The 19,881-nt window shown below is 71.1% G+C and carries 17 protein-coding genes; 9 read left to right on the top strand and 8 right to left on the bottom strand.

Annotated elements, in window-relative coordinates; translation table 11 throughout:
- Positions 1–89: 89 nt before the first annotated feature.
- Positions 90–1,715, top strand: coding sequence for a chaperonin GroEL (groL, locus tag LNW73_RS12620; RefSeq protein WP_250977297.1), 1,626 nt, complete (start codon positions 90–92; stop codon positions 1,713–1,715).
- Between the two features lie 84 nt (positions 1,716–1,799).
- On the opposite strand, the gene LNW73_RS12615 is transcribed toward groL, so the two are convergent.
- From LNW73_RS12615 to LNW73_RS12595, 5 genes are all read right to left on the bottom strand, one after another.
- The gene (locus LNW73_RS12615) at positions 1,800–2,501 is read right to left on the bottom strand and encodes an ester cyclase (protein WP_250977298.1); all 702 of its coding nucleotides are present in this window, start codon (positions 2,499–2,501) and stop codon (positions 1,800–1,802) included.
- A gap of 77 nt (positions 2,502–2,578) precedes the next feature.
- Positions 2,579–3,352 (bottom strand): SDR family NAD(P)-dependent oxidoreductase, encoded by a 774-nt coding sequence (locus LNW73_RS12610; RefSeq protein ID WP_250977299.1) that lies wholly within the window; start codon positions 3,350–3,352, stop codon positions 2,579–2,581.
- A 9-nt stretch (positions 3,353–3,361) separates the two neighbouring features.
- Positions 3,362–4,012, bottom strand: coding sequence for an MOSC domain-containing protein (locus LNW73_RS12605; protein WP_250989981.1), 651 nt, complete (start codon positions 4,010–4,012; stop codon positions 3,362–3,364).
- A gap of 10 nt (positions 4,013–4,022) precedes the next feature.
- Complete coding sequence (locus LNW73_RS12600; protein WP_250989980.1) at positions 4,023–4,688, bottom strand: MOSC domain-containing protein; 666 nt, start codon at positions 4,686–4,688, stop codon at positions 4,023–4,025.
- A gap of 67 nt (positions 4,689–4,755) precedes the next feature.
- On the bottom strand, positions 4,756–5,835 hold the full coding sequence (locus LNW73_RS12595) for an aminotransferase class V-fold PLP-dependent enzyme (protein WP_250989979.1): 1,080 nt from the start codon (positions 5,833–5,835) through the stop codon (positions 4,756–4,758).
- Between the two features lie 84 nt (positions 5,836–5,919).
- Between LNW73_RS12595 and LNW73_RS12590 the strand changes: the two genes are divergently transcribed.
- Positions 5,920–6,825, top strand: coding sequence for a LysR family transcriptional regulator (locus tag LNW73_RS12590; protein ID WP_138352946.1), 906 nt, complete (start codon positions 5,920–5,922; stop codon positions 6,823–6,825).
- Between the two features lie 172 nt (positions 6,826–6,997).
- Here the strand turns inward: LNW73_RS12590 and LNW73_RS12585 are convergent, their stop codons facing one another.
- Positions 6,998–7,306: a WhiB family transcriptional regulator gene (locus tag LNW73_RS12585; RefSeq protein WP_138352947.1), complete on the bottom strand. Its 309-nt coding sequence runs from the start codon at positions 7,304–7,306 to the stop codon at positions 6,998–7,000.
- Positions 7,307–7,814: 508 nt separating this feature from the next.
- Here LNW73_RS12585 and LNW73_RS12580 point away from each other — a divergent pair.
- The 4 genes from LNW73_RS12580 (at position 7,815) to LNW73_RS12565 (ending at position 12,121) form a co-directional block, all read left to right on the top strand.
- Positions 7,815–8,426 carry a response regulator transcription factor gene (locus tag LNW73_RS12580; protein ID WP_003948568.1) on the top strand — a complete coding sequence of 204 codons (612 nt, stop codon included), beginning with the start codon at positions 7,815–7,817 and terminating at the stop codon, positions 8,424–8,426.
- 214 nt (positions 8,427–8,640) lie between these two features.
- Complete coding sequence (locus LNW73_RS12575) at positions 8,641–9,270, top strand: sigma-70 family RNA polymerase sigma factor (RefSeq protein WP_232484674.1); 630 nt, start codon at positions 8,641–8,643, stop codon at positions 9,268–9,270.
- 112 nt (positions 9,271–9,382) lie between these two features.
- The gene (gene guaB, locus LNW73_RS12570) at positions 9,383–10,885 is read left to right on the top strand and encodes an IMP dehydrogenase (RefSeq protein WP_250989978.1); all 1,503 of its coding nucleotides are present in this window, start codon (positions 9,383–9,385) and stop codon (positions 10,883–10,885) included.
- 114 nt (positions 10,886–10,999) lie between these two features.
- The gene (locus tag LNW73_RS12565) at positions 11,000–12,121 is read left to right on the top strand and encodes a GuaB3 family IMP dehydrogenase-related protein (protein WP_250977304.1); all 1,122 of its coding nucleotides are present in this window, start codon (positions 11,000–11,002) and stop codon (positions 12,119–12,121) included.
- A 122-nt stretch (positions 12,122–12,243) separates the two neighbouring features.
- Here LNW73_RS12565 and LNW73_RS12560 read toward each other — a convergent pair whose 3' ends face one another.
- Positions 12,244–12,816: a hypothetical protein gene (locus tag LNW73_RS12560; protein ID WP_250989977.1), complete on the bottom strand. Its 573-nt coding sequence runs from the start codon at positions 12,814–12,816 to the stop codon at positions 12,244–12,246.
- Positions 12,817–12,951: 135 nt separating this feature from the next.
- Entirely contained in the window at positions 12,952–14,208 is a 1,257-nt protein-coding gene (locus LNW73_RS12555) for a nucleotide sugar dehydrogenase (RefSeq protein WP_250977306.1), read from the bottom strand.
- A gap of 221 nt (positions 14,209–14,429) precedes the next feature.
- Between LNW73_RS12555 and LNW73_RS12550 the strand changes: the two genes are divergently transcribed.
- From LNW73_RS12550 to LNW73_RS12540, 3 genes are all read left to right on the top strand, one after another.
- Positions 14,430–16,136, top strand: a complete 1,707-nt coding sequence (locus LNW73_RS12550; RefSeq protein WP_250977307.1) for a glycerol-3-phosphate dehydrogenase/oxidase — start codon at positions 14,430–14,432, stop codon at positions 16,134–16,136.
- A gap of 26 nt (positions 16,137–16,162) precedes the next feature.
- Entirely contained in the window at positions 16,163–17,809 is a 1,647-nt protein-coding gene (locus LNW73_RS12545) for a protein kinase domain-containing protein (protein WP_250989976.1), read from the top strand.
- 71 nt (positions 17,810–17,880) lie between these two features.
- Positions 17,881–19,776, top strand: coding sequence for a serine/threonine-protein kinase (locus LNW73_RS12540; protein WP_250989975.1), 1,896 nt, complete (start codon positions 17,881–17,883; stop codon positions 19,774–19,776).
- Positions 19,777–19,881 lie beyond the last annotated feature (105 nt).

Raw genomic sequence — 19,881 nt, 5'->3', positions numbered from 1 at the left:
AGCAGCCGTGACCTTCCCCGGGTATCCGTGTCTACTGACCCGGCGCCCGGGGTTTGGTCTTTGACGAGGAAAAGACGAGGTAGGACGCAGTGCCGAAGATCCTTAAGTTTGACGAGGACGCCCGTCGCGCCCTTGAGCGTGGCGTCAACAAGCTTGCCGACACCGTGAAGGTGACGATCGGTCCCAAGGGCCGCAACGTCGTCATCGACAAGAAGTTCGGCGCGCCGACCATCACCAACGACGGCGTCACCATCGCCCGTGAGGTCGAGCTCGACGACCCGTACGAGAACCTTGGCGCCCAGCTCGTGAAGGAGGTGGCGACCAAGACCAACGACATCGCGGGTGACGGCACCACCACCGCCACCGTGCTGGCCCAGGCACTGGTCCGCGAGGGCCTGCGCAACGTCGCCGCCGGCGCTTCCCCCGCCTCCCTGAAGAAGGGCATCGACGCCGCGGTCAAGGCTGTCTCCGAGGAGCTGCTGAAGACCGCCCGCGCGATCGAGGGCAAGGAAGACATCGCGGCCGTCGCCGGGCTGTCCGCCCAGGACAAGCAGGTCGGCGAGCTCATCGCCGAGGCGATGGACAAGGTCGGCAAGGACGGTGTCATCACCGTCGAGGAGTCCAACACCTTCGGCCTGGAGCTGGACTTCACCGAGGGCATGGCCTTCGACAAGGGCTACCTGTCGCCCTACTTCGTCAGCGACCAGGAGCGTATGGAGGCCGTCCTCGACGACCCGTACATCCTGATCCACCAGGGCAAGATCACCTCGATCCAGGACCTGCTGCCGCTGCTGGAGAAGGTCATCCAGGCCGGCGCGTCCAAGCCCCTGCTGATCATCGCCGAGGACGTCGAGGGCGAGGCGCTCTCCACCCTCGTCGTCAACAAGATCCGCGGCACCTTCAACGCCGTCGCGGTGAAGGCCCCGGGCTTTGGTGACCGCCGCAAGGCCATGCTCGGCGACATCGCCACCCTCACCGGTGCGACCGTCATCGCCGAAGAGGTCGGCCTCAAGCTCGACCAGGCCGGTCTCGACCTGCTGGGCACCGCCCGCCGCGTGACCATCTCCAAGGACGACACCACCATCGTCGACGGTGCCGGTGACAAGGCCGAGATCGACGGCCGGGTCGGCCAGATCAAGGCCGAGATCGCCGCCACCGACTCCGACTGGGACCGCGAGAAGCTCCAGGAGCGCCTCGCGAAGCTCGCCGGCGGCGTCTGCGTCATCAAGGTCGGCGCGGCCACCGAGGTGGAGCTCAAGGAGAAGAAGCACCGTCTCGAGGACGCCATCTCGGCGACCCGCGCCGCGGTCGAGGAGGGCATCGTCTCCGGCGGTGGCTCCGCTCTCGTCCACGCCGTCAAGGTCCTCGAGGGCAACCTCGGCCTGACCGGCGACGAGGCCACGGGTGTCGCGGTCGTCCGCCGCGCCGCCGTCGAGCCGCTTCGCTGGATCGCGGAGAACGCGGGCCTCGAGGGCTACGTCATCACCGCCAAGGTCGCGGAGCTGGAGGCCGGTCACGGCTTCAACGCCGCCACCAACGAGTACGGCGACCTCGTGAAGGCCGGCGTCATCGACCCGGTCAAGGTCACCCGCTCCGCGCTGGAGAACGCCGCTTCCATCGCGGCCCTGCTGCTCACGACCGAGACCCTGGTCGTCGAGAAGCCGGCCGAGGACGAGGGCGACGCCGGCCACGGCGGCCACGGCCACTCGCACTGACGTTGTAGCCGCGCTCTGTCGCACGAAGGCCCCTGCTCCCGCCGCCCGGCGGGAGCAGGGGCCTTTCGCTGCCTTTCGCTGGCCCTAGTGCGGCATCTCGATCACGCCGAGCTTGGTCAGCAGGCCGAGCAGGTCGTGGTTCCACCAGCCTTCCGCGATCATCCCGTCCTGGAACCGGAAGACCGTCTGGCCGGTCATCTGGGCCTGCCGGTTGGTGGCCGGCATGCCGCGGAACTCCGCGACGTGGGTGGCGGTCCAGGTCCACCGGTTCGCCACGCAGTCCCCTTCGGCGAGCTGGTCGTCGATCGTGAACCGGAAGTCGAACCCCGCCCGGTACCCGGCGACGTCCGCGCGCAGGGCGGCGGTTCCCACGGTGTCCGCCTCTTTGCCGGGGTCGTGATCGCGGTAACCGGCCGCGAAGATCTCGTCGATGGCGTCCAGATCGCCGTCATTGGCGATCTCTTCGAAGAACCGGCGGCAGGCCGCCTTGTTGAGCTGCTCGTCCCGGACCACGTCCAGGTCCGTGAACGTGGGCACCCCGTCGCAGAGCGCCACCATCTCCTGGAAGATCCGCTCCGTCTCCGGAAGCTGGGAATTCTTCATCGCCTCTTCGTACGACGGGAATTCCACGATCTCGACATAGTGGGACGCGTCGGCGCGGTCCTTGCCGATGACGCTGTGGCTCGCGGTCCGCTTGCCCTTGGTCTGTTCGACCCAGCGGTCCATGAGCTGGTTCATGTCGTCGAACTGCTCGGTCTTGAAGTCGATGATCTGGGTGAAATGCATGGTGTACCTCCCGAGCCGGGTGGAATACCTCCATTTTAGTAAGAAATGCGCCTTCCGCAGCTGCCGCCGGGCAGCGGCTACTGCGGCCCGTACTTGCGGCCCGTCCTGGAGGTGACCCCGCCGAGCAGGCCGCGCGGCGCCAGCTTCACCAGGCCCATCAGCGTCTTGTACCTCGGGTCCGGCACGGACAGCGTCCTGCCGCGAGCCAGGTCCTTCAGGGCCGCCGCGACCAGCTTGTCCGCGTCCAGCCACATCCAGCCCGGGATGTTGTCCGTCCCCATCCCGGCACGCTCATGGAATTCGGTCCGCACGAAGCCCGGGCAGAGCGCCATCAGCCGTACGCCGGTCCCCGCCAGATCCTTCGACGCGCCCTGCGTGAACTGCACGACCCACGCCTTGCTCGCCCCGTACGTCCCGCGCGGCACGAAGGCGGCGACCGACGCGACGTTCACCACGCCGCCACGTCCCCGCTCCCGCATGCCGTCCGCCGCCGCGCTCGTCAGCCGCAGCACGGCCTCGCAGTGCACCTTGAGCATGGTCAGCTCATCGGCCATCGAGACCTCGAGATAGCGCCCCTTGTTGCCGAACCCGGCGTTGTTGATCAGCAGATCCACCGCCTGGGCCCGGTCCGCGAGCCGTGCCTCGACGGCCGCGATCCCGTCGTCCCGCGACAGATCGGCGGAGAGCACCTCCGCCTCGATGCCGTGCCGGTCGTGCAGTTCGGCCGCCTGCTTCCGCAGCCGCTCGGCGTCCCGGGCCACCAGCACCAGGTTGTGCCCGTCAGCCGCGAGCCGGCGCGCGAAGGCGGCGCCGATCCCTGCCGTCGAGCCGGTGATCAGTGAAGTCGTCATGCCATGAAGTTAGCCGAGCCGCTTGCGGATCGATTCCGCGTACGACCTGTTGATCAGGTCGATCGCCACCAGCGTCCGCGGCAGCAGTTCCGACTCCGTCGTCATCGCCCGGAACAGGAACTCGACGGTCACCTCGTGATCGGGCCGCGACAGCACGGTGATCCCGTCACCCGCCCGCACCGCACCCGGCTCGACGACCCGCAGGAAGGCACCGGGCCGGCGGTCCTGGGTGAAGCGCTTGACCCACCCCTTCTCGTCCATCCACCCGGCGAAGGTGCGGCACGGTATCCGCGGCGAGGTCACCTCCAGCACCACCTCACCGACGCGCCAGCGCTCCCCGATCACCGCGGAGTTGACCTCCACCCCGGCCGTCGTGAAGTTCTCCCCGAACACCCCGCTGGGCAGCTCCCGCCCGAGCACGCCCTCCCAGCGGTCCAGATCCTCCCGCGCGAACGCGTACACGGCCTGGTCGTCCCCGCCGTGGAACCGCCGGTCGATGATGTCGTCGCCCGCCACACCACTGCCCGCCACGCCCTGCGGCCCGGGGTCGGCCACCGCCACCGGGCCGTCGACGGGCCGTTTGTCGATCCCGGTCGTTCCACGGTCCGAGTAGTCGACGGCCATCAGGCGGCCGATGTTGAGTGACAGGAGTCGCGACATGGAAAGCACCTTACGTTCGCGGCCCCCGCCCGGCGACCCTCCGGCGGATCCGCTCCAGATCCCCGGCGGGCAGCGCGTCCGCGACGACCAGCCGCGGCAGCAGCTCCGGCTCGGCGGTCAGCGCCCGGAACGCCAGCGCGACCGTCACCTCGTGCTCCGGCCGCCCGACGACCTCCACCGCGTCCCCCGCACTGATCTCGCCCGCCGAGACGACCCGCAGATACGCCCCGGGCACCGCGGCGGCGGTGAACCGCTTGAGCCATCCCGGCCGGTCCAGCCAGCCCTCGAACGTCACACACGGAATCCGCGGACACGACACCTCCAGCACCACCCCGCCCCCCACCCGCCAGCGCTCCCCGATGACCGCGCCGTTCACATCCACCCCGGACGTCGTGAGGTTCTCCCCGAACACCCCATTGGGAAGCTCGCGCCCGAGCTCCTCCTCCCACCCGTCGAGATCCTCCCGGGCGTAGGCGTACACGGCCTGATCGTTCCCCCCGTGATGCTTCACGTCATAGACCCGGTCCCCGGCCAGCCCCACGGCCCCGGTGCCCTTCGCCCCGGGCGCCACCACGGCCACCGGGCCGGTCACGGGACGCTTGTCGATGCCGGTGGAGGCGATCCCCTTCCAGGGATTGGCCTGCGGCCGGCCGACGTTGACAGATAGCAGCAGCATCCTTCGACGATAAGCGTCGGGGGCGCGGGTACGTCAGCCCCCACCGGAGGACCCGGCCCCCGACCCGTCAACCCGCCCGCAGAACCCCCAACACCCGCTCCACGTCACTCCCCGAGTTGTACAAGTGAAACGCGAACCGCAGACTCCCCGCCCGCGCCGCCAACTCCACCCCCGCCTCCGCCAGCCGCCCCGCCACCGCACCCGGCAGTCCCGGAACCGACACGATCGCCGACCCGCCCTCCCCGATCGCCGGGAACCCCAACTCCGCCACCCCGTCCCGGAACGCCGTAGCCAGCGAGACGTCGTGCGCGTGGATCGCCTCCACCCCCACTTCCTCGATCAGCGCCAGCGACTCCGCCACCGCCACGAATCCCAGGTACGCCGGCGACGCGTCGAACTGCCGTGCCGTCGTCGCCAGTCGGGCGATCGGGCCGTAGCACTCGGCCCATGGGTCGTCCCCCGCGTACCAGCCGGCGAACGCGGGGGAGAGGCCGTCCTCGGTGCCGGGGCGGACGGTGAGGAAGGAGACGCCGTGTGCGCCGAGGAGCCACTTGAAGGAGCCGCAGACGAGGTAGTCGTAGTCGTCGGCGCGCAGGGGGAGCCAGCCGGCCGCCTGGGTGGCGTCGACGAGGGTGCGGGTGCCGTGGGCGGCGGCCGCGGCGCGGATCGCCGGGAGGTCGGCGACGCGGCCGTCGGCCGACTGGACGGCGCTGACGGCGACGAGCGCCGTGCCCGGCCGCACCTCGGCCGCCAGGTCGGCCAGCGGGACGGAGCGCAGGGCCAGGTCGCCGCGGCCGGCGAACGGGTTCACCAGGGAGCTGAAGTCGCCGTCGGCGACGAGCACTTCGGCGCCCGCCGGCAGCGCCGCGGCGATCTTGCCGACGCTCGTGGAGACGGTCGAGCCGATGGCGACCCGTTCGACGGAGGTGGACAGCAGCCGGGCGAAGGACGCGCGGGCGGCGCCGACCGCGGCCTCGTACCGGTCGAGGGGCGGCCGCCCGGCGGCCCAGTCGCCGACGGCGGTGCGCAGGGCTTCGGCCGTCCGGGTGGGCGGCAGCCCCATGGTGGCGGTGTTGAGGTACGTGATGCCCGGCGCGATCGCGGAGAACGCGTCGCCGGCCGGCCCGGCGTTCGGAAGGGAGTCCATGCCTCCTGAGCCTGCCGCGCTCCGCTCTCAAAGTCCACGACCAATAACTTCCAGGTATCTCCAAGCATCGCTTATGGTTGGAGGATGATCGAGGCACGTCATCTCAGGGTGCTCCGCGCCGTGGCCAGGACCGGTTCGTTCTCCGCCGCCGCCCGGGAGCTGGGCTGTACCCAGCCCGCAGTCAGCCAGCAGATGAAGGCGCTGGAGCTGTCCGCCGGGACCACCCTGCTGATCAGGACCGGCCGGGAGATGCGGCTGACGGAGGCCGGCGAGGCGCTGGTCCGGCACGCGGCCGGGATCCTGGCGGGCCTGACGGCCGCCGAGGAGGAGGTCGCGGCCATCGCGGGGCTGCGCGCGGGACGGGTGCGGCTGTCGTCGTTCCCGTCGGGCAGTTCGACGCTGGTGCCCACCGCGGTCGCGGGGATGCGCGCCGCGCACCCCGGCACGAAGATCTCGCTGGTCGAGGCGGAGCCGCCGAAGTCCGTGGAGATGCTCCGTGCGGGGGACTGCGACATCACGCTGGCGTTCCGGTACGTGGATCTGCCGACGCCGGCGGAGGAGCAGTGGGACGACCTGGTCGTCCGGCCGCTGCTGACCGACCGGCTGGTCGGACTGGTGCCCGCCGGGCACCGGCTCGCGGCCGGGGACCGGCCGGTGCGCATCGAGGAACTGGCGGAGGAGGAGTGGATCGCGGGCTGCCCGCGCTGCCGCCGCCATCTGGTGGAGGTGTGCGAGCGCGCCGGGTTCACCCCGCGCATCGACTTCGCGACGGACGACTACCCGGCGGTGGTGGGTCTGGTCGCGGCCGGGCTCGGGGTGGCGGTGCTGCCCGAGCTGGCGCTGGAGGCGGTGCGCCCCAAGGGCGTCGCGGTGCTGGAGGTGCTTCCGGCCGTGCAGCGTGAGGTGGTGGCCCTCACGCTGCCCGACCTGGCCCATGTACCGGCCGTGGACATGATGCTCGGCCGGCTCGCGCGGGCGGGCCTGCGGTAGGTCAGGGCGTCACACCTGCCCTGCCCGGCCCACCTGCCCTGCCCGGCAGGCACAGCTGTGCCCTTAGCCGCGCGGAGAACTGCGGAAGCCGCGCGGACGAGTGCGGAAGCCGCGCACCAGAGGCGCCGAAGAGGCGCGAGACGCGCCGAAGACGTGCCGAAGAAACGATTCTTCAGTTCGTCGGCTGCATGGTGAGCAGCCGGTGCCGCGAGCGGCCCATCATCTCTTCGCGCTCATCCTCCGTCAGCCCGCCCCACACTCCGTAGGGCTCCCGGACGGCCAGCGCGTGCGTCGCGCACTCCGCGCGTACCGGGCACCGCATGCAGACCTCCTTCGCGGAGGCCTCGCGGGCGCTTCGGGCGGCGCCGCGCTCGCCTTCTGGGTGGAAGAACAGGGAGCTGTCGACGCCGCGGCAAGCCGCGACGAGCTGCCAGTCCCATAGATCGGCGTTCGGGCCCGGAAGGCGGGAGAAGTCTGCCATTGCTCATCCCCTCGAAGGGTGTGTTGAGGAGCCAGGGTCCTGTCCGGTCGATGCCCGGACCGTCCGAGGCCGGTCGCTGCCGGCTGGACACGCTCCAGGTGCTCTCGACCGTACATCTACTGTCTAAGTAGATGTAAATATGACTCATCACAAATTTAGCCGCGAACACCGTGCAATGCCTCAAAGAGCATCCGAATAGTGCAAACTCCGACATAGGACCCGTTCGGCGGGATGCATGTCCGGCAAGTGGGCGCGCGAAGTGCTTCCGGGTCCGATCCCAGTGCGCCCTCTGGACCTGCGATGCGGCTGATCCGTATTCGTTCCCTCACGTAGAGTGCTGGCTATGGCAGCCAAACTCCGTAACTCTTTCGAGTGAGGGTCGTTGAGAGTGCGGAAGTGGTTGGCGGACGAACGATTCGGGCAGGTGCCCGACGCCGTCAGCCCCAACGGTGAAGTTTCGTACAGCCTGGAGGCTCAACGTGACGCGGTTCAGCTGCGGAGGGCGGGCATGACTTCCGTCCTCGTCTGTGACGACTCCCCGCTCGCCCGAGAGGCCCTGCGCCGCGCGGTCGCGACCGTGCCCGGCGTCGAGCGTGTAACGACCGCGGCCAACGGCGAGGAAGTCCTCCGCCGCTGGGGCGCCGACCGCTCGGACCTCATTCTCATGGATGTCCGGATGCCCGGCCTCGGCGGTGTCGAGACCGTGCGCCGGCTGCTCTCTGCGGACCCGGGCGCCCGCATCATCATGCTCACCGTCGCCGAGGACCTGGACGGCGTGGCGCTCGCCGTCGCGGCCGGTGCCCGGGGGTACCTGCACAAGGACGCCTCGCGCGCCGAACTGCGGGCCACCGTCACCCAGGCGCTCGCCGACCCGACCTGGCGGCTGGCCCCGCGCCGGCTGCGCTCCGCCGAGATGGGCGCCGCGCCGACCCTGACCGCGCGCGAGATCCAGGTGCTCGAAGGCATGAGCCATGGACGGTCCAACGCCGAGATCGGCCGCGAGCTGTTCCTCTCCGAGGACACCGTCAAGACGCACGCCCGGCGGCTGTTCAAGAAACTCGGTGCATCGGACCGGGCCCACGCGGTGGCGCTCGGGTTCCGCTGGGGCCTGGTCCGCTAGGGCCATGCGCGGTGGGCTTACGGGTGGAGCCGCCCCGCTCGTACCGGTTTCCCGAGCGAGGACGCATGCTTGACGTATGGACTTCCTCGGGGATCGGCGGGCGGGGCAGCGGGGGGACGCCGTGAAGGCGGCCGACGCCCCCGCGCATAACGCTTCGGTGCACAAGGACTCACGCGATGCGGCAGAACGTCCTGCGGCCATGCACCATGGACCGATGCGAGACGAGGCCAACGGCGACAACGCAGCCTTCGGCGCCCTCGTCCGCCGTGCGGTCGATGGTGACGAGCAGGCGACCCATGACCTGCTGGCCCTGGTGCACCCGTTGGCCGAGCGGTATTGCCGCGGCCGTTTGTCCCGGTTGCCCGGTGATGCTCGTCACTTCGTGGACGACCTCGCCCAGGAGGTCTGCCTCGCCGTGCTGTGCGCGCTGCCGCGCTATCGCGACCAGGGGCGGCCGTTCGAGGCCTTCGTCTTCGCCATCGCCGCCCACAAGGTCGCGGATCTGCAGCGGGCCGCCATGCGCGGCCCGGGCAGTACCGCCGTGCCCTCCGACGAGATGCCGGAGAAGCCGGACGACTCGCTCGGCCCCGAGGAGCGCGCGCTGCTCAGCAGTGACGCGGCCTGGGCCAAGAAGCTGCTCGCCAACCTTCCCGAGCACCAGCGGGAACTGGTGCTGCTGCGGGTCGCGGTCGGCCTCAGCGCCGAGGAGACCGGGCAGGTGCTGGGGATGTCGCCCGGAGCCGTCCGGGTCGCCCAGCACCGTGCCCTCAGCAGGCTGCGCGCCATCGCGGAGGAGTCCGCGGAGGCCTCGACCGGCGGCGATCCCCGAGGTCTCAGCGCGTAGAGCCTGTCCCAGCGCCAGTGGTGCTCCCCGGGTCCCGGCTTCGTCGCCGGGAATGCCCGCGGAGTCCACTAGCATTGAACAACTCGCCGGGCAAGACCATTGGGAAGGTGTCATGACTCTGAACGCCGCAGGGGTACCCGAGAAATTCGCGATGCTCGGCCTCACGTACGACGACGTGCTGCTGCTGCCGGGCGCCTCCGAAGTGCTCCCGAACCAGGTCGACACCGCCTCCCGGATCTCCCGCAACGTCCGGGTCAACATCCCGCTGCTGTCCGCCGCCATGGACAAGGTCACCGAGGCGCGGATGGCCATCGCCATGGCGCGGCAGGGCGGCGTGGGCGTGCTGCACCGCAACCTGTCCATCGAGGACCAGGTCAACCAGGTCGACCTCGTGAAGCGCTCCGAGTCCGGCATGGTCACCGACCCGATCACCGTGCACCCGGACGCGACGCTCGCCGAGGCGGACGCGCTCTGTGCCAAGTTCCGCATCAGCGGTGTCCCGGTCACCGACGCCGCGGGCAAGCTGCTCGGCATCGTCACCAACCGCGACATGGCCTTCGAGAGCGACCGCTCGCGCCAGGTGCGCGAGGTCATGACGCCGATGCCGCTGGTCACCGGCAAGGTCGGCATCTCCGGCGTGGACGCGATCGGCCTGCTGCGCCGCCACAAGATCGAGAAGCTTCCGCTGGTCGACGACGAGGGCCGGCTCAAGGGTCTGATCACCGTCAAGGACTTCGTCAAGGCCGAGAAGTACCCGCTCGCCGCCAAGGACGCCGAGGGCCGGCTGCTGGTCGGCGCGGCCGTCGGCGCCAGCCCCGAGGCGCTGGAGCGCGCCCAGGGTCTGGTCGCGGCCGGTGTGGACTTCCTGATCGTGGACACCTCGCACGGTCACAACAGCAACGCGCTGAGCTGGATCTCCAAGATCAAGTCGAGTGTCCCGGTGGATGTCATCGGCGGCAACATCGCCACCCGTGACGGCGCCCAGGCCCTGATCGACGCGGGCGCCGACGGCGTCAAGGTCGGCGTCGGCCCCGGCTCCATCTGCACCACCCGCGTGGTCGCCGGCATCGGCGTCCCCCAGGTCACCGCGATCTACGAGGCGGCGGTGGCCTGCCAGGCCGCGGGCGTCCCGGTCATCGGCGACGGCGGCCTGCAGTACTCCGGCGACATCGGCAAGGCCCTCGCGGCCGGCGCCGACACCGTGATGCTCGGCAGCCTGCTGGCCGGCTGCGAGGAGAGCCCCGGCGAGCTGCTCTTCATCAACGGCAAGCAGTTCAAGTCGTACCGCGGCATGGGTTCGCTCGGCGCGATGCAGTCCCGCGGCCAGGGCTTGTCCTACTCCAAGGACCGCTACTTCCAGGCCGAGGTCTCCTCCGACGACAAGCTCGTCCCCGAGGGCATCGAGGGCCAGGTCCCGTACCGCGGCCCGCTCTCCGCGGTGCTGCACCAGCTGGTCGGCGGCCTGCGCCAGACCATGGGCTACGTCGGCGCCGCCAGCATCGACGAGATGGCGACGAAGGGCCGCTTCGTGCGGATCACCTCCGCCGGCCTCAAGGAGAGCCACCCGCACGACATCCAGATGACCGTCGAGGCGCCGAACTATCACGGGCGCTGACCTGCGCTGACCAGCGGAAGAACGTCAGCGGAAGCCCGCAGACCGATGGTCTGCGGGCTTCCGCTTGCCCGCTCGGGGATACTGGGCGGGTAGACCAGCGAAGAAGGGCCAACAGTGACTGAGATCGAGATCGGGCGGGGCAAGCGCGGCCGCAGGGCGTACGCATTCGACGACATCGCCGTCGTCCCCAGCCGCCGCACCCGGGACCCGAAGGAGGTCTCGATCGCCTGGCAGATCGACGCCTACCGCTTCGAGCTCCCCTTCCTCGCCGCCCCGATGGACTCCGTGGTCTCGCCCGAGACCGCGATCCGCATCGGAAACCTGGGCGGCCTGGGCGTGCTCAACCTCGAGGGTCTGTGGACCCGGTACGAGGACCCGGAGCCGCTGCTCGCGGAGATCGCCGAACTGGACGAGACGGCCGCGACCGCCCGCCTCCAGGAGATCTACTCGGCGCCGATCAAGGAAGAGCTGATCGGGCAGCGCATCAAGGAGGTGCGGGACGCCGGTGTCGTGACCGCCGCCGCGCTCTCCCCGCAGCGCACCGCGCAGTTCTCCAAGGCCGTCGTGGACGCGGGCGTGGACATCTTCGTGATCCGCGGCACCACCGTGTCGGCCGAGCATGTCTCGGGCTCGCACGAGCCGCTCAACCTGAAGCAGTTCATCTACGAGCTGGACGTGCCGGTCATCGTCGGCGGCTGCGCCACGTACACCGCGGCGCTGCACCTGATGCGGACCGGCGCCGCCGGTGTGCTGGTCGGCTTCGGCGGCGGCGCCGCGCACACCACGCGCGCCGTGCTCGGCATCCAGGTGCCGATGGCGACCGCGGTCGCCGACGTCGCGGCCGCCCGCCGCGACTACATGGACGAGTCCGGCGGCCGGTACGTGCACGTCATCGCGGACGGTGGCTTCGGCTCCAGCGGCGACCTGCCGAAGGCGGTCGCCTGCGGCGCCGACGCCGTGATGATGGGCTCCCCGCTGGCCCGCGCCACGGACGCGCCGGGCCGCGGCTTCCACTGGGGCATGGAGGCGGTCAACCCGGAGCTGCCGCGCGGCAAGCGCATGAACCTGGGCACGGCCGGCACCACCGAGGAGATCCTGCTCGGCCCGTCGCACGCGCCGAACGGCTCGATGAACTTCTTCGGGGCGCTGCGCCGTTCGATGGCGACGACGGGGTACTCGGACCTGAAGGAGTTCCAGCGGGTCGAGGTGACGGTCTCGCCTGCGCACCGGCGTTGACCTTCTGACGCTCTGACGTTGAAGGGGCCCGGACCGCGATGCTGCGGTCCGGGCCCCTTCACGTCGGTGGCGCGGTCGGGGGCCGGGGCCCCTTGCGTCACACCTGCTGTCCGCGGGCTGTGTCAGCCCGCTACGCGCTTGGCTCCGCCGAACGCGGTGACGGCGCCGAAGGCGAAGAAGAGCACGCTCAGCACACCGCCGTCCTCTTTCCACGCGTCGAAGACGAACTTCGCGTGATCCGAGATGACCTCCGTCACCGGCACACCGGCCAGCTTCGAGACCATCAGCGCCTCGCCGAAGTACTGGCCGAGGAAGATGCCGGCCAGTGCGAGCACGGCGGCGAACACGGGCAGTGCCGCGTTGCGGCCGCCCACCTTGCCGACCACGAGCCCGATGAGCGCGCCGACACCCACCGCGGCGTAGCCGATCTCGTGTTCGGTCAGCCGGATGATCCCCCCGTACGCGGCGGCTGCGGCCAGCATGACGACGACACCGGCCAGGATGCCGAGGCCCGCGTTGTTGCGGGCCGGGGGCAGCGGGGCCGGGGGCGGGTAGCCGCCGCCGAAGCCGCCCGGCTGCTGCGGCTGCTGGCCGAACGGGTTGCCACCCTGCGGCGGGACGCCGTACTGCGGCGGCTGCTGGCCGTAGGGGTTGCCGCCCTGCGGCGGCTGCGGCGGTGGGTACGACTGGCTCATGGTGGGGTCCCCCGGGGTTGGAAGGTCTGCATCGCACAGAAGTGGCGTGCGAACGACGGCCCCGAAGGCTAGCAGCCGGATATGACAGTGCGACAAGACGTTTCAGCGGGCCGTTACGTGACCGCTACCGGTCCGCTACAAGCGGGCCGCGGCTCCCACCGGGGTGGCGCCGCGGGTGTCGAGGAGCAACTGGGCCTTGACGGCGAGGCCTTGGAGATCGTAGGTGCGGTGGTGCTGCAGCAGGAGCGTCAGATCGGCGTCGGCGGCGGCTTCCCAGAGGGAGTCGGCGCGGGGGATGGGCCGGTCCAGGACGCGCCATTCCGGAACGTACGGGTCGTGGTAGCAGATCTGGGCGCCCAGTTCGATCAGGCGGGAGCCGATCTCGCGGGCGGGGGCGTTCTCCTGGTCGGCCAGGTCGGCCTTGTACGTGACGCCGAGGAGCAGGACTCGGGCGCCGCGCAGTGACTTGCCGTGCTCGTTGAGCAGGGCGGCCGCGCGCTGGACGACGTAGCGCGGCATGCGTCCGTTGACCTCCTGGGCCAGCTCGACGATGCGCAGCGGGTAGCCGGGGGTGCGGGCCCGGGTGGCGACGTAGTTGGGGTCGAGGGCGACGCCCGGTCCGCCGACGCCGGGGCCGGGCCGGAAGGCCTGGAAGCCGAACGGTTTGGTCTCGGCGCAGCGGATGACGTCCCACAGGTCGACGCCGACGTCGTGGCAGAAGACCGCCATCTCGTTGGCGAAGGCGATGTTGACGTGCCGGTAGTTGGTCTCCAGCAGCTTGACGGTCTCGGCCTCGCGCAGTCCGCGGGCGCGGACGACGCGTTCGACGAAGCGTCCGTAGAACGCGGCGGCGGCCTCGGTGCAGGCGGAGGTGTAACCGCCGATGACCTTGGGGGTGTTGGGGATGTGGTGGTCGCGGCTGCCGGGGTCGACGCGGCTGGGGGAGTAGGCGAGATGGAAGTCGCGGCCGGCCCGCAGGCCGGACTCCTCCAGGATCGGGAGGAGGAATTCCTCGGTGGTGCCGGGGTAGGCGGTGGATTCGAGCACCACGGTGGTGTGCGCCCGCAGATGCGTGGCGAGCGCCCGTGCGGCGGCCGCCACGGCGCTGAGGTCGAGGGCGCGGTCGGCGCCGAGCGGGGTCGGGGCGCAGATCACGGCGGTTCTGACCCGGCCGAGCACGGAGGGGTCGGAGGTGGCGCGGAATCCGGTGGCGAGCATCCGGCGGATGTCGGCGGCGGCGAGGAAGCCGGCCGGTACGCGGCCGGCGTTGATGTCGGCGGCGGTGTTCTCGTCGGCGTCGTATCCGATGACGCCGATTCCGGCGGCGGCGGCCGCTTGGGCGAGGAGGATCCCGGCGCGGCCGAGTCCGATGACGGCGAGGTCTGCGGGCATGGGGGTCAGTCCTCTCCCTAGCAGCCACGAATGGCTTCAAAACAGGCTAACCAGACATAAGGCTGATATGACCGCACGGCGCGCCGGAACTCCGGGGTACTCGTCCACGGATCCGGCGCCGGTCCGGGGGTGTCCGGGTCTGCAAAGGTGGCTGTCGGCCCCTGTGGCGGTCACTATCGAGTGACGGGGCGCACGCACCTGCTCCACAACAGGAGGCACGAATGCGGACGACAACACTGGGCCCGGCCGAGCGCGAGGCGGCACTCGCCCGGATGGCGGACGAGGAGCTCGACATCCTGGTCGTGGGCGGCGGCGTCGTGGGAGCCGGTACGGCGCTCGACGCGGCGACCCGCGGGCTGTCGACCGGCCTGGTCGAGGCGCGGGACTGGGCGTCCGGCACCTCCAGCCGCTCCAGCAAGCTGATCCACGGCGGTCTGCGCTATCTGGAGATGCTCGACTTCGCCCTGGTGCGCGAGGCGCTCAAGGAGCGCGGCCTGCTGCTGGAGCGGCTCGCCCCGCACCTGGTGAAGCCGGTGCCGTTCCTGTACCCGCTGCAGCACAAGGGCTGGGAGCGGTTCTACGCCGGCTCAGGCGTCGCCCTGTACGACGCCATGTCGTTCTCGTCCGGGCACGGCCGCGGGCTGCCCGTGCACCGCCATCTGACGCGTAAGCACGCGCTGCGGGTCGCCCCCGCCCTCAAGAAGGACGCCCTGGTCGGCGCGTTGCAGTACTACGACGCCCAGATGGACGACGCGCGCTACGTCACGACGCTGGTCAGGACCGCCTCGGCGTACGGCGCCCAGGTCGCCAACCGGGCGCGGGTGGTCGGCTTCCTGCGGGAGGGCGAACGCGTGGTCGGCGCCCGGGTGCAGGACGTGGAGGGCGGCGGCGAGTACCAGGTCCGGGCGAAGCAGGTCGTGAACGCGACCGGGGTGTGGACGGACGACACCCAGGCGCTGATCGGCGAACGCGGACAGTTCCACGTCAGGGCGTCCAAGGGGATCCACCTGGTCGTGCCGAAGGACCGGATCCACTCGTCGTCCGGGCTGATCCTGCGGACCGAGAAGAGCGTGCTCTTCGTGATCCCGTGGGGACGGCACTGGATCGTGGGCACCACCGACACCGACTGGGACCTCGACAAGGCGCACCCGGCCGCGTCCAGCGCCGATATCGACTATCTGCTCGAACACGTCAACTCGGTGCTCTCCGTCCCGCTGACCAGGGACGACGTGCAGGGCGTGTATGCCGGGCTGCGGCCGCTGCTGGCCGGTGAGTCGGACGCGACGAGCAAGCTCTCGCGCGAGCACACCGTGGCGCACCCGCTGCCGGGGCTGGTCGTCGTCGCGGGCGGCAAGTACACGACGTACCGGGTGATGGCGAAGGACGCGGTGGACGAGGCCGTCCACGGGCTGGACCACAAGGTCGCGGAGTGCATCACCGAGGAGGTGCCGCTGGTCGGCGCCGAGGGCTACCACGCGCTGTGGAACGCCCGGGCCCGCCTCGCCGCCCGCACGGGGCTGCACGTCGCCCGGATCGAGCACCTGCTCAACCGGTACGGCGCGCTCGCCGAGGAGGTCCTGCAGCTCATCGTGGAGGATCCGTCGCTGGGGGACGCGCTGCCCGCCGCCGAGGACTATCTGCGGGCCGAGATCGTGTACGCGGCGTCGCACGAGAGCGCCCGGCACCTCGACGACGTGCTGACCCGCAGAACCCGTATCTCGATCGAGACGTTCGACCGCGGCACCCTCAGCGCCCGTGAGGCGGCCGAGCTCATGGCGCCCGTCCTGGGCTGGGACAAGGGGCAGATCGAGAAGGAGGTCGAGCACTACCAGAAGCGCGTCGAGGCGGAGCGCGAGTCGCAGCGCCAGCCCGACGACACGACCGCGGACGCGGCACGGCTGGGCGCGCCGGATATCGTGCCTCTCTAGGGACCGACGGGGGAGCAGAGGGGCGCATGGTGTCTGATCACGCGGAGGCGGGGCGACTCGTGGCCGGCCGGTACCGGCTGGTGGAGCGGATAGGCCGCGGGGGCATGGGCACGGTCTGGCGCGCGGAGGACGAACTGCTCGGCCGCCAGGTCGCGGTGAAGAAGCTGCACCCCCCGCAGCCCCATCTGCACGAGGACGAACTGGCCACCATCTTCGAGCGCACCCGCCGGGAGGCCCGTGCCGCCGCCCGGATCAGCCACCCGAACGTCATCGTCGTGCACGACGTGGTGGACGACGAGGGCCTGCCGTCCATCGTCATGGAGTACGTGCCGTCCATGACGCTGGGCGAAGCGCTGAAGAAGCACGGCGCGCTGGCGCCCGTGGAGGCCGCGCGGATCGGCCGCGGCATGGTCGCCGCGCTGCGGGCCGCGCACCGCGCCGGGGTGCTGCACCGCGACGTGAAGCCGGGCAACGTCCTGCTCGGCGGGGACGGCCGCGTGGTGCTGACCGACTTCGGCATCGCCCAGGCGTCCGGCACCTCGACGCTCACCCGCACCGGCGAGCTGATCGGCTCCATCGACTTCCTCTCGCCGGAACGCATCAAGGGCCAGTCGCCCGGCCCGGAGGCCGACCTGTGGGCGCTGGGCGCGACGCTCTATCAGGCGGTGGAGGGGAACTCGCCGTTCCGCCGGGACACCGCGATCGAGACCGCGTACGCCATCTCCGAGGACCCGGTGCTGCCCGCCGCCAACGCCGGGCCGCTGGAACACGTCATCGCCGGGCTGCTCGCCAAGGATCCGCGCGAGCGGATGTCGGCGGAGGAGGCCGAACGGCTGCTGCGGCTGCCGGCCGCCGATACGGACACCACGCGCTTCGAGCGCGGCGGCACCGCGTCGACCACCGTCACGCCCGCCGGGTCCGGATCGGGCCGGCCGGCCGAACCCGCCCGCGCGACCGCCCAGGTGACGGTCGGCCACGGCGCCGAGCCGGTCCCCGACGCCTCCACGACTCCTCCCGGTGGCACGCCGGCCGCAGCACCCCGGCCGCGGCGCCGGGGCCGGTGGGTCGTCGCGGTGCTCACCGCGGCCGCCGTCGCGGGCGGCGGGACCGCGGCCTTCGCGTACTTCCGGGACGACGGCGGCGGCCCCACCGCGTCCAAGACGCACACCCCGCCGCCGGATACCACGACGCCCAGCCCCTCGCCGTCCACGACCGCGGAGCCGCCGCCGCTCCCGAAGAACTACCGGCTCGTCACCGAGGCCGCCAAGGGCTTCGCCGTGCCGGTGCCGAAGGGCTGGCGGCGCACGGTGGCGGACGGTGAGGTCAACTACATCGATCCCACCGGGCTCGTGGGCCTCAAGTTCAGCGTCCTGGACTACGCGGGACCCGACCACCTCGCGCACTTCAAGTCCCTGGAGACCAAGGTGCGCGACACCCTGGCCGGCTACCACCAGGAGCGCATGCAGCCGACGACCGTATTCGGACAGAACGCCGCCATCTGGCAGTTCACGTTCAAAGGCAGTAAACGCGACTATCGGGCCATAGATCTGGGATTCGGCAAGGAAGGCGAACGCGAGTACGCCATCTACCTTTCCGCTCCCAAGTCCCAATGGGACGAGTACAAGCCGGTGTTCGACAACGCCGTGGCCGGTTTCCGGCCGTCCGCGCAGTAAGCCGGGTTCGCTTCCGGGGCCTCCGGTCGGCGATGATGGGACCCACATCACCAGTGACCGCAGGGGAATTCATGGGCCAGGCGCAAGGCACCGACGGACGTCTCCTCGCCGACCGGTACCGGCTCGGCGAGGTCCTCGGCAAGGGCGGCATGGGAACGGTCTGGCGCGCGGAGGACGAAACCCTCGGCCGGACCGTCGCCGTCAAGGAGTTGCGCTTCCCCGGAAATGTCGACGAGGACGAGAAGCGCCGGCTGATCACCCGGACCCTGCGCGAGGCGAAGGCCACCGCGCGGATCCGCGGCACCGGCGCGGTCACCGTGTTCGATGTCGTCGAGGAGGACGACCGGCCGTGGATCGTCATGGAACTGGTCGAGGGCCGCTCGCTGTCCGACGCCATCCGTGAGGACGGCCCGCTGACGCCCAAGCGCGCCGCCGAGGTGGCCCTGGTGGTGCTCGACGTGCTGAAGGCCGCGCACAAGGAGGGCATCCTCCACCGCGACGTCAAGCCGTCCAACGTCCTCATCGCCGACGACGGCCGCGTCGTGCTCAGCGACTTCGGCATCGCGCAGATCGACGGCGACCCCTCCGTCACCTCGACCGGCATGCTCGTCGGCGCCCCCTCGTACATCTCGCCGGAGCGCGCCCGCGGCCAGAAGCCGGGCCCGCCGGCGGACCTGTGGTCGCTCGGCGCCCTGCTGTACGCATCGGTCGAGGGCCGCCCGCCCTACGACAAGGGCTCGGCCATCGCCACCCTGACCGCCGTCATGACCGAGCCGGTCGGCCCGATGGAGAACGCGGGCGCGCTCGCCGACGCCATCCACGGCCTGCTCATCAAGGACCCGGCGGAGCGCCTGGACGACGCGGGCGTCCGCACCCTGCTCACCCGCGTCGCCAACGCGCCGCAGCATCCGGTCGCTCCGGCGTCCGAGGACCTGGGGAACTCCGCGACGCGCGTCGTCGCGCTGCCGCCTGACCCGCAGCCCACCCCGACCGACGCACCGCCCGCCGCCCGCAAGGCCGCCGCCGACCAGGCCAGGGTCCGCAACGCGCTGCGCTCGGTGCGCGGCGCCGCCGCGGCCGCCGGCTCCGCCACCGCCGCCAAGGCGGCGAAGGCCACGAAGCCGAGACCGGCGGCGGAGCCGGGGGAGCCCGACACCAAGCCGAAGGCGCCGCGCGCGCCGATCACCGACGTCGTACCGCGCCGGGTGCTGATCATCGCCCTCGTCGCCGTCGCCCTCGCCGTCCTCGGCACCGCGATCGGCTTCGCGCTGGCCAGCGGCGGGGACGGCGACAACGCGCCCGACTCCAAGCCGGGTTCCGCGTCCTCCGCCCCGGGCAAGGTGGGCGACGGCAAGACGCCGGGCACCCCGAAGGGGACCCCCGGCGGCAACGGACAGCAGCCGTCGACGAACCCGGGCGCGGGGACGAGCGCGGGCACCACCGCCGGCACGACCGCGGGCACCACCGCGGGCACGGGTGGCGCCGCGAACCCGCCGGCGGGCACGGACAACAAGGTGCCGCCCGGCTTCAACGTCGTGACGGCGGGGCACTTCTCCATCGCGCTGCCGGCGGGTTGGAAGAAGACCGGCAGCGCGGGGGCCGACAGCTTCATATTCAGCGCCGACGGCGGCTTCCCGCGTGTGCAGATCGACTTCACCGACGAGCCGGGCAAGAACGCGGCGGCCGCCTGGTTCGCGAACGAAGGCTCGGTGGCTTCCGCGAGTAGCGGCTACCACCGGCTGTCGATCGCCAACGTCGCCTTCAACGGCTACCCCACCGCCGCCGACTGGATCTTCGAGCGGACCGAGAAGGGCGGCATCAAGGGTCGCGTCCAGAACCGCGGGTTCGTCGTCAACGACCACCAGGGTTTCGCCATCATGTTCTCCGCGCCCGCCGACCAGTGGGACACGCCCGCCATCGCGCAGATGCGCCAGACGTTCTTCGCCACCTTCAAGCCGGCCAACTGATCTGCGCAGAGCGGGTCACGAGGCATGCCTCCGGCACGTATCGTGAAAGCTCGCGGACTGTCCGCAGCCAGATTGCATCCGGACCGGACCGGATCTGACGCTTTT

The sequence above is a fragment of the Streptomyces sp. RKAG337 genome (assembly GCF_023701715.1).
Taxonomy (GTDB): Bacteria; Actinomycetota; Actinomycetes; order Streptomycetales; family Streptomycetaceae; genus Actinacidiphila.
The sequence above is the reverse complement of the archived record's forward strand: the minus strand, read 5'-3'. Positions and strand labels throughout refer to the sequence as shown.